Genomic DNA, 9,962 nt, shown 5'->3' on the forward strand with positions numbered 1-9,962 from the left:
AAAATCAAAAGGCATGGCAATAGCCGAGGGGTCATTGCCGTCATCATAGACCGTAACCGAATCATCCATCAGTTTCTGTCCGATCTTGTCGGAAAGGAAAGAGGTCTTGTCGATGAACGACTTGGAGCCGAGTCCGATATAGTTAACCCACTCAAAGAGGGCGGCAACGGCGGCTGGCTCGAGGATTACTTCATAATCACCGGCCGGAAGCGGTTTAGGCTTCTTGCCAGCATACGCTTTATCGACCGCAATATCGGCAAGAGAAACGACATCGATATCCTCGACCTTCCGCGAAAGTCCCACCGAGTATCCCGAAGAGGTCTCCGACATGGCGATGATATTGATACTGGCGCTGGTGACCGGCTGGTAGCAGCGAACACCTTTGGTATTGAAGACCGCTATTTCGCCGTCACCGGTGGCAAAAGCCCCGGCCGTAGTAAATTTCCGTTTTTTGGCGCGAATGAAGACCTTTTTCACCAGACGGGCACGGTCTTTAGGTCCGAAATCCGCCGTGGCCTGGAAATAGGTCTCTATTTTGGCATACTCTTTAGGCTCAGGAAGTCCCGGAAAATGTTTGTTTTCTTTTTGATATTTGGCGATTTCAAAAGAATTCCGGAGAGTCGCTTTCAGGTCGGACAGAAGGAGGGAATTGGTCGATGCCACTCCGATTTTCTTGCCCAGAACCGTGCGGAAAAGAATTTTGGCGTTAGACTCATTGACATTCTGATGAATGATGGAGTTGGCAAACCGGGTCAGTCCGGAGTTGGAACCGACAAAGACGACCTCGGTCTCATCCGCTTTGCTTCCCTTGACTACTTTCTCGAAGAGGCTGAAAAGTTTGTCTTGACCTATCATTTGCTCACCCCGACTTTCACTTTGCGGAAACGGCTCGGAGCGGCGCCATGCGCCACCCGCGCAATCTGCATCGGCTCACCTTTGCCGCAATTAGGCACTCCCCAGATTTTCCAGTGCTTCCGGTTGCAGATGGCATCACAGGAGTTCCAGAATTCCGGAGTCATACCGGTATAAAGAGGATTCTTAAGCATCCGCCCCAGCTTTCCGTTCTTTATCTCCCAGGCGCATTCCACGCCGAACTGGAAATTGAGACGTTTGTCATCTATCGACCAGGACTTATTCATATCGAAGAAGATGCCATCCCTGGTGTCGGCAATCAGATCCTCAAGCTCCCACTCCCCCGGCTCAAGGTTGATATTGGTCATCCGAATCAGCGGCAGGCGATTCCAGCCGTCGGCGCGCATGGTGCCGTTGGACTTTCGTCCTATAACCGGCGCCGTCTCACGACTGGTAAGATACCCGACATGGATTCCCTCCTGAATTATCGGGGAGCGTTGCGCTTTGACCCCTTCGTCATCATAGCCAAAAGAGCCAAGCGCTCCCGGAATAGTGGCATCGGCAAAGATATTGACTATATCCGAGCCATATTTCAGACTATTGAGTCCGTCAAGCTGCATAAAGGAGCCACCGGCAAGGGAGATTTCCGTGCCCAGCACACGGTCGAGCTCGGTCGGATGACCGCAGGATTCGTGTACCTGAAGCGCCATTTGCGAACCGCAGATAATGATATCGGTGACCGTATCGGGGCAGTTTTCGGCCGTAAGAAGAGCCAACGCCTCTTCCCGGGTGCGGTCGACATTGTCGAGAAGTTTCATTCCCTGAATGAACTCATACCCGCGGGTGGCAAAATCGCCGCGATGGGAATTGGGGTAGGACCGTTTCTGGACTTCATTGCCGTCGTACGCAACACACATATATCCGGCTCCCGATTCAATTATATCCTGTTCGATTTCCGACCCCTCGGTGGAGCAGAATATTTTGTTGGTCTTGTAGAAATCGCAGGAGGCTTCGGCCGTTTTGATTTTGCTGTCGCTTTTGAGACGGTCCGATATCTCCAGGAGTAAGCCGATTTTCTCATCGGTAGGGACATTGAAAGGGTCGATTTCGCAGGGGGATTTGTAATGGTCGCGATAGGTTTCGGTCTCGGCCAGGCGCACCTTTTCTTTGACGGTTGTGGCAGACGCCCGCGCCGTCTGAAGAGCCTTATTCGCCGCCTTCTTGATATCGGTTTCCTTGAGCGATGAAACAGCGGCAAAACCCCAGGCGCCACGGTCGATAACACGAATACCGACCCCGACATTGACGTCACGGGAGAGAGTCTCGACTATGCCGTCACTCACCATGCACGATTCCGATTCGGTGCGAACATAGCGGGCGTCGGCATAATCGACTCCTTTGCCTTTGAGCCAGTCGAGGACACTTTTGAGACTATCTTTCATTCCACCTCCAATAATGTTTCAAGAACTTGCCGACAGGCGAGCTACTCATCGGCGCCGGCAGGATTCTGACATATTCTTTGACCATTAGAAGTAACTTCGTGAATGTAGGGAAATTGGTTGCGAAAATCAAGGCAGTTAGGAATCTCCCCATTTAATTATGACTTAGCAGGGAAACTGAAGTCAATATTACCCGGCAGCTGATTAATGTGACCTAATTTACTTGCAATCAATAAGTTAACAATAATTATGGCTGCCGAGACTATGACAGAAATCAATTTTACTTAAAAAATGGATTAATATTATTAATAATTTGTGCAACATTTATGAATAAATTTCATATATTACTTTGGAACTCAATACTGGAGAAGGTATGAATAAGGACTGGAGTCATCTGGTTGGATTGACCGGCGGAAAGCGGCTGGTGGTGAAGCGGGTCGCGATTGAAGGAGAAGAAATTGCCATTGAGGGGGATTTTGAGCTTCCCCCGCTTGCCCGTCTTGACCTTGATGACCAGGTATTTGTGGCGGTCTTCGTTAAATGCCACGGTTCGATAAAGCAGATGGAAAAACATTTCGGGGTAAGTTATCCGACTATAAAGAGCCGCCTGAACCGTATCGGCAGCCAGCTTGATTTTGTTCAGGTGGAATCAGCAGCCGTTCCAGGCGACGCACTGGACAGACTGGCACAGAGGGAGATAACCGTTGACGAGGCGATAAAACTCTTAAAAAAGGAGAGCGACCATGAGTAACCAGAGGAAACAGATTCTGCAGATGCTTGCCGAAGGCAAGATAAGCGCCGATGATGCCGAGCGGCTTCTGGACGCCGTCTCTGGCGGCGAATCAGGGAACCCGGCCGATTCCAAGCCGGAATCGAAAGAGCGCCGCTGGGGAAAATTTCTGCGGGTGGTGGTGCAGGGACAATCCGGCCAGGGCGACGGTGAAGAAAATATAGATATCAAAATACCGTTAGTCCTCTTGAAAGCCGGAATCAAGCTTGGCTCCGTGATGCCGCGGCAGACAGTCGAGACACTCAACAGCCAGTTCTCTGAAAAAGGGTTCAATTTCAACCTGAATGAGCTCGATTCCAAGAAACTGGAGGAGGTTTTGTCGGCGTTGGAGGAAAGCCCGATCGAAATCGAGAAGAACGACAAGAAAGTTAAAGTCTTCTGCTGCTAATGCGGGAGAATTCCTGTCACCGGACACTCAAGACCGCTCGACTGAGGAAATATGTTCCTTATAAGTCGAGGGTCTTGAGTCATTTCATTTGCAACTTCTCACCTGTGAGAAACCGGCTTTTTATCTCTCTATTTTTGCCCCAGTAGGTAATTCTGTAGTCCCATCTGTTTAATCTGGTCTAGCTGGGCTTCGAGCCAGTCGAGATGCTCTTCTTCGTCTTTTAAGATAGACTCGAGCATTTCCCGCGTGCCGTTGTCGTGGGCGTCGGCGGCCTCTTTAATGGCGGCATTATACGCCTTAATGGCGTTCATTTCTTCGGAGCAATCGTTCTTCAGCTGAGCTTCGGCATCGCTGCCGATATGCATCTCTTTTAACTTACTGACAACCGGCGTTCCTTCCAGGAAGAGAATCCGTCCGATATGCTTCTCAGCATGTTTCATTTCATCTATCGCCCGCTTTTCAATTTTCTCATGCAGCCGCTCGTACCCCCAGTTGGCGCACATCTCAGAATGGACCATATATTGATTGATGGCGGTCAGTTCATCCGCCAGGAGGCTGTTGAGAGTGGCGATTATCTTGTCGTTGCCTTTCATAGTTCTCTCCTTTTGAGATAAGATGTACACTTCAGCAAATTCAATGGGGTGAAATATAACTCTGCCAGAGGGAATCGTCAACCGGCTCCAGCGCAATAAAAAACCCCCGGCTTCTTAGCCGGGGGTCTTTAGGAGCAAAGAAACAGGACCGAAGTTTACTGTTTTCTCAATGGCAAGCCGCAGTTGGCGACCCACTGCTCGCAGGTACAGGGAGCCGGACCGTTCTTGTAGAGGTGCGCTATCAGATAGGTGGCGTCAAGAATATTGACGACACAGTTGCAGTTGGCGTCGCCGGAACAGATACGATACGGCATCGGCGGCGGACCATTCTTGAACAGATAAGAAATGATATAGGTGGCATCAAGAATGTTATAGCTGCCGTTGCCGTTGGCGTCGCCCGGTTTGCAGTCGCAGCAGCAATGATTGAGATGACCGTCGAAAATGAGACGGTCGGCCGGTGTGATTTGCCCGTCACAATCATAGTCGTTACAGATCTGCCCGATAAAGTCGTTACCGGTCACACAGAGGTCGCCGTTGATATCAAAGAAGCGGGCTTGAATCACCCGGCAGAGAAGACCGTTGACAAATAACCCGACCTGGCAGATGGTGCAGTCGAGCAGACCGGCATCGACCGTAAAGTAATGCGTTCCGGTGGTCGGGTCGCAGGAGTCAGGGAAAACTCGCGGCCAGGCCGGTTCATGGTCAAGGCAGGGCTGCGCCGGACATTGCGAGAAATCAAGCCAGATACCCAGGGTGTCACAGATTGGATTGCCGCAACTATCTTTAACGACAACGGGATAGACGACATCGGACTTAGGACAGATAAGGATGCATGGTTCGGCGAAGATGCTGTCGCAGAAAGGCGGTCCGGGCGGGCAGGGTCCGCCGGGGCAGCAATGTCCTTTATGCAGGTTATGGATGCCGACATCATCGGCGTCAAGTTGACCATTGCAGTTGTAATCATTACATAACGCGCCCGGTATAAGGTCGGCGTCGGTTACACAGCGGTCGCCGTTGATGTCGAGGAAGTATGCCGGGATATCGCGACAAGGCTGATTATTCACATAGAGAACCGCGGCGCAGATGGTGCAGACATCGAGGCTGGCGTCAACAGTAAAGAAATGAACTCCGGTGGCCGGGTCGCAGGAATCAGGACGGACGATAGGCCAATTCGGTTCTTCGCCAGGGCAGGGGAACGCCGGGCAATTGGCGAAGGAAAGATATGTACCCAGGGTATCACAAATTGGATTACCGCAACTATCTTTCAGGACCACGCGGTACGGGATATCGGAAAGAGGACAGACGAGCAGACAACTGTTGGTCCGGATGCTGTCGCAGTAGGCCGGTCCGGGCGGGCAGGGAGCGCCGGGGCAGCAGTGTTCGAGATGAGCCGAGTGGATAAGGAAGTCCTGAGTATCCACAATGCCGTCACAATTATAGTCGTTACAAGATTGCCCAATAAAGTCATTGGGGGTAACACAGAAGTCCCCATTGATATCATAGAACATCGCCTGAATCGTTTCGCAGGGAGTGAAATTGACAAAGAGAATCGGGAAGCAGTCGGCACAATCCTGAAGACTGGCATCGACGGTAAAATAATGCTCGCCGGTGAGAGGGTTGCAGGAATCGGGACGCACCCGGGGCCAGAGAGGCTCTTCATTCGGACAGGGCATAGCGGGGCAGTTGGAGAAGTCAAGGAAGGTGCCGATGGTGTCGCAGACCGGATTGCCGCAGCTGTCCTTGAGCGCCGCTACCCAGACTACGTCAGAGCGCGGACAGATATTCAGGCAGCGGGTAAACTTGGTGCTGTCGCAGAAGGGGGGTCCGGGAGGACAGGGCGATGTGCAGCAATGGTCAAGATGAGCGGCGAAAATTGTCTGGTCATTGGGAGTCAGGATTAAATCGCAGTCATAGTCATTACAGGGACCACCGACAAAGTCATTCGGCAGAACGCAAAGGTCGCCGTTGGTGTCAAAGAAGCGCGCCTCAACTACCCGGCAGAAGAATCCGTTTACTATCAAACCGACCGGGCAGTTGGTGCAGCCCTGCTGACCGGCATCAACGGTGAAGAAATGGGCGCCGGTGGCCGGGTCGCAGGAATCGGGAAAGACATTGGGCCAAAACGGCTCCTCTCCCGGGCATGGAATAGCGTTGCATTGACTGAAATCAAGCCAGGTGTTAAGAGTGTCGCAAACCGGATTGCCACAGCTATCCTTCAAAACTACTCTGTAAACAACATCGGATGCCGGGCAAATCAGAAGGCAGCGGTCGGTCGTGACACTGTCGCAGAAGGCAGGACCGGGAGGACAGGTGTTGATTCCGGTCGGCGTCCAGGAAAAGGCGGAAAGTTGACCCATATGGGTGCCATTAAATTTGTCAATAAGGTCAATAGGGGTAAGGGGAAATCCGGCGTGAGTCTGCCCAATCCAGGGGATATTGTTGATGACACCGCTTATTGGAATGGGACTGCTTGACACCAGGGTGAGGCTGACCAGTTCTATTTCGACAAAGACATCAAAAAAGGAATCGGCCGGATAATCGGGAGAAACATTTTGAGCCTTTATCTTGCCGATACTGGGCGGAGCCGGAGTCATCTGGACTTTAACGATTATGGGACCGTTACAGGGAGCGGAACCGGTAAGGCTCATCTGAATCATCTCGGTCGGAATCTCATCACGACCGTCGCCGGGGTCAAAGGGACTGCCTCGCTGAACTTTGACGGTGCCGTTCAAATCGATTGTTTCCAGCGGACAGGTACCGGTCTGGAGAGTAATTCGTCCCATCGCCAGATAGTCATCAGTTCCGGCCGGCGGGAACTGCGCCATCGCCCGGAGAGCGACGGTACATAAGAAAATTAGCGGAATGAGAAGCGCTTTTCGCATACATCTACCTCCAATGTAGTTTAAGAGAAGAACTGTTTGCGGTCACCTCCGGTACGGAGGGAGTTCCTAACTTTATGACAAGGATCCGGTCGCGAATCAACGCCTTAACAGGCTTGCGACCATGCCAGTAAACTTATCGAAAAAATCGCTCTCTAATGAGCCGAAAGGAAATCGCTCTTTGATTATCAGATTGCAATATCAATATAGATTATATGGGTCAATTTTGTCAAGATATTTTTGCAGAAAAATGGAATTAGACGTCTAATTATATCAACATCGATGATATTATCGGCGTTTGGTAGATTAATAACGGTGATAATGGAATTTGATTTCCATAATCAATCTCTTCTACCGGGCCGTTAGAAATGGAAAGGGCGCACTTTCGTGCGCCCTTAATCTCTGGCGGAATTGCCGAATTATTTTCGCAGCGGCAGCCCGCACTGGGTGACCCACTGCTGGCAGGTGCAGGGAGACGGACCCTGCTTGTAAAGGTACGCTATCAGATAGGTGGCATCAAGAATGTTGACGACACAGTTGCAGTTGGCATCACCGGAACATATCCGATACGGCGTCGGCGCCGGACCACTCTTGAAGAGATAAGAGATAATGTAGGTGGCATCAAGAATGTTGTAACTGCCGTTGCCGTTGGCGTCACCCGGTCGGCAATCGCAGACAAATTCCCGCGGGCAGATGGTCATGGCATATTCAATCTCGGTGCTGATCGGTCCCTGAAGCCAGGGAGCCTGGAAGGGTATGAATTCCGGCGGGCAATTCAACCCGTAAAACTGCTGGGTATAAAAGGGCGGATTAGCCATAATGGCATATCCCGGCAAGCCGACTATCCCTCCCGGGCTTCCTGACGGCGCCACCTGATAACCGTCATGAAAGATTGTCCCGTGCGGTCCGGAGATTAATCTCAGGTCATTATGCATATTGGAAGGATGCGGCGGGGCTGGCGGGTCGCCCTCGTAGAGGTCGAAATACGGGTCGGAGAGATGAATCGACGCCGCTCCCAGCTGGTTGAGAGTATCAACACCGGCCACTGTTACATAGTGCCCGCCGATACGAGACCAGCCGACAGGAGAGCCGCCATCTGGCTGCCAGAACCCAAGCAGAAGAATGACATCCTGGCTCCGTTTGACCTCTCCCCGAATCAGTTCCCAGGTCGGCTGCGGGTAGAGCGTCACCTGGAAAGAATCATCCAGCCCGAGAGAAGTCAGATAGGCATTGACTCCGCCGTACATCAGGTTGATATCGGTACCGATGGGACTGGTTCCCATAATGGCGGCGAGGTTATTGACCACCGGCGGGACATTGTTGGCATCGTGGTCATCAATCATCATCACTGTTGATGAAATCAGCCGGAAATTGTCACTGACGGCAGGGGGCGGAGGTGATAAGGGATTAAGCAGATATTCGTATTTGGAATCGAACCAGAAAAGGCAGTTCGAGACCGCCACCGGTCCGCAATGTGTCCACTGCACGCCGTTAGACCAGGGCATCTGCTTCTGGTCAATATCCGGCATTCCGAAAGGTGCGTAATCGGGATATCCCGGTTTGTAATAGATGGGATAGTCCGGGTCGCAGATATCTCCCAGGCCGTCCTGGTCAGAATCTTCCTGACCCGGGTTGTAGATGGTGGGGCAGTTGTCGCAGACATCGCCGAAACCGTCATTATCGCCGTCAGCCTGACCCGGATTGTAATTGTTGGGGCAGTTGTCGCAGACGTCACCTAAGCCGTCCGCGTCGGCATCTGCCTGACCCGGATTATAGACATAAATGCAGTTATCGCAGGAATCTCCGACTCCATCCTGGTCGGTATCTTCCTGCGCCGGATTGTAATTAAAGGGGCAGTTATCTGATGGGTCCGGGATGCCATCGCCATCACTGTCCTGCGGCGCAGTTACCGGCATGACGGCGGAAAATTCAGAAGTATTATTGCTGACATCGGTGACAGTGGCCGTGACGGTGTCGCCGGGAACCAGGGTGAGGTCGACAAAAATCCAGTTGCCCAGCGCGTCCGGAGTGCTGTTGCCGAGGTAAGCCATCCCCTCGCCGAATCCGGTCGGGTCTAAAGCCGCCTTGAAAACTTCCACGGTAGCCTGGTTGGGCGGAGAGCCGATATCGACCGTGCCGGTAATGGTGGTTGTGCCGGCGGCATAGACAATATTGGTGATTACCGGGAAGTTGATTTCCTGATTAGGCCCGGCATCAGGGTCAAGAGGGTCATTGGGGGAAACGCCGTTATCCCAGATATCAATACCGAGGCCCAGATTGTCAAAGATAGAATTTTGCGTGAGCCAGTTGCGGTCGGCGTTAATATTATTTACGGCATCCTCCCAGAGCGCTACACCATCTCTCCCATTGTGAGCAATGATATTGCGTCCTACTACATTCCGGTCGGCGCAGCCCCAGAATGACGGTCCGTACATTCCAATAGAAACCCCGTGCCACGAATTCGGCAGCGCTTTAGTGACCGTAATATCCATCCCGATAATATTGGTGGAAACAACGTTGCTGTAAGTCTGAATCGGCGGCACCGGATAAGGAATATTATTAAATCCGTTTATTCCGACACCGGAGTAATCATTGCCGGAAATGAGATTCCCGGTTATGTTGTTATCATGTGTCCCCTCGGCCAGAGTAACGCCGTCATGGTCGTTACCGAGGTCCATGGTGCCGGTAATATCGGTTCCGATATAGTTGCCGGAGACAGTGTTGTTGTAGACGTCGCCGGGTTGAATAGGCCCGATAATCGCAACTCCTTCGGTATAATTTCCAGAAATCAGGTTGCGGTCAACGGTGTTCAGGAAAGTCCAGCCGTTGGCTTGATTGCAGATGTAAACTCCGGCCCAGAGGCTCGCCATATTGGTGCCGTTTCCGATGTCGATAGCGCCGGACTGGCTGGTGCCGATGAAATTGCAGTAAATAAGATTGGTCGCCGCCTCGGGGGCGCCCACAATATAGATACCGCACTGCTGGAACTGATTAATTACCAAGCCGCGAATGGTATTGCCG

The 9,962-nt window shown here is 51.9% G+C and carries 7 protein-coding genes; 2 read left to right on the forward strand and 5 right to left on the reverse strand.

Annotated elements, in window-relative coordinates; genetic code table 11:
- A partial coding sequence (locus AB1690_09750; GenBank protein ID MEW6015594.1) for a metallopeptidase TldD-related protein occupies positions 1–855 on the reverse strand: 855 nt, incomplete at its 3' end.
- Positions 852–2,294: a TldD/PmbA family protein gene (locus AB1690_09755; GenBank protein ID MEW6015595.1), complete on the reverse strand. Its 1,443-nt coding sequence runs from the start codon at positions 2,292–2,294 to the stop codon at positions 852–854. The genes AB1690_09750 and AB1690_09755, both read right to left, overlap by 4 nt.
- 370 nt (positions 2,295–2,664) lie before the next feature.
- Here AB1690_09755 and AB1690_09760 point away from each other — a divergent pair, with 370 nt between their 5' ends.
- Positions 2,665–3,042 carry a DUF2089 domain-containing protein gene (locus tag AB1690_09760; GenBank protein MEW6015596.1) on the forward strand — a complete coding sequence of 126 codons (378 nt, stop codon included), beginning with the start codon at positions 2,665–2,667 and terminating at the stop codon, positions 3,040–3,042.
- On the forward strand, positions 3,035–3,469 hold the full coding sequence (locus AB1690_09765) for a hypothetical protein (protein MEW6015597.1): 435 nt from the start codon (positions 3,035–3,037) through the stop codon (positions 3,467–3,469). The genes AB1690_09760 and AB1690_09765 overlap by 8 nt, the downstream gene beginning before the upstream one ends.
- Before the next feature lie 128 nt (positions 3,470–3,597).
- On the opposite strand, the gene bfr is transcribed toward AB1690_09765, so the two are convergent.
- From bfr to AB1690_09780, 3 genes are all read right to left on the reverse strand, one after another.
- The gene (bfr, locus tag AB1690_09770; protein MEW6015598.1) at positions 3,598–4,062 is read right to left on the reverse strand and encodes a bacterioferritin; all 465 of its coding nucleotides are present in this window, start codon (positions 4,060–4,062) and stop codon (positions 3,598–3,600) included.
- 155 nt (positions 4,063–4,217) lie between these two features.
- Positions 4,218–6,944 carry a dockerin type I repeat-containing protein gene (locus AB1690_09775; GenBank protein MEW6015599.1) on the reverse strand — a complete coding sequence of 909 codons (2,727 nt, stop codon included), beginning with the start codon at positions 6,942–6,944 and terminating at the stop codon, positions 4,218–4,220.
- A 416-nt stretch (positions 6,945–7,360) separates the two neighbouring features.
- Positions 7,361–9,962: thrombospondin type 3 repeat-containing protein (locus AB1690_09780; protein MEW6015600.1), on the reverse strand; the 2,602-nt coding region annotated here is incomplete at its 5' end.

It is taken from the genome of Candidatus Zixiibacteriota bacterium (assembly GCA_040753495.1).
Lineage (GTDB): Bacteria > Zixibacteria > MSB-5A5 > GN15 > PGXB01 > DYGG01.

What these genes read in the sequence shown, in the direction of transcription:
- AB1690_09755 (MEW6015595.1), bottom strand. Translation starts at nt 2,294, where the DNA reads ATGAAAGATAGTCTCAAAAGTGTCCTCGACTGGCTCAAAGGCAAAGGA.
- AB1690_09760 (MEW6015596.1), top strand. Translation starts at nt 2,665, where the DNA reads ATGAATAAGGACTGGAGTCATCTGGTTGGATTGACCGGCGGAAAGCGG.
- AB1690_09765 (MEW6015597.1), top strand. Translation starts at nt 3,035, where the DNA reads ATGAGTAACCAGAGGAAACAGATTCTGCAGATGCTTGCCGAAGGCAAG.
- bfr (MEW6015598.1), bottom strand. Translation starts at nt 4,062, where the DNA reads ATGAAAGGCAACGACAAGATAATCGCCACTCTCAACAGCCTCCTGGCG.
- AB1690_09775 (MEW6015599.1), bottom strand. Translation starts at nt 6,944, where the DNA reads ATGCGAAAAGCGCTTCTCATTCCGCTAATTTTCTTATGTACCGTCGCT.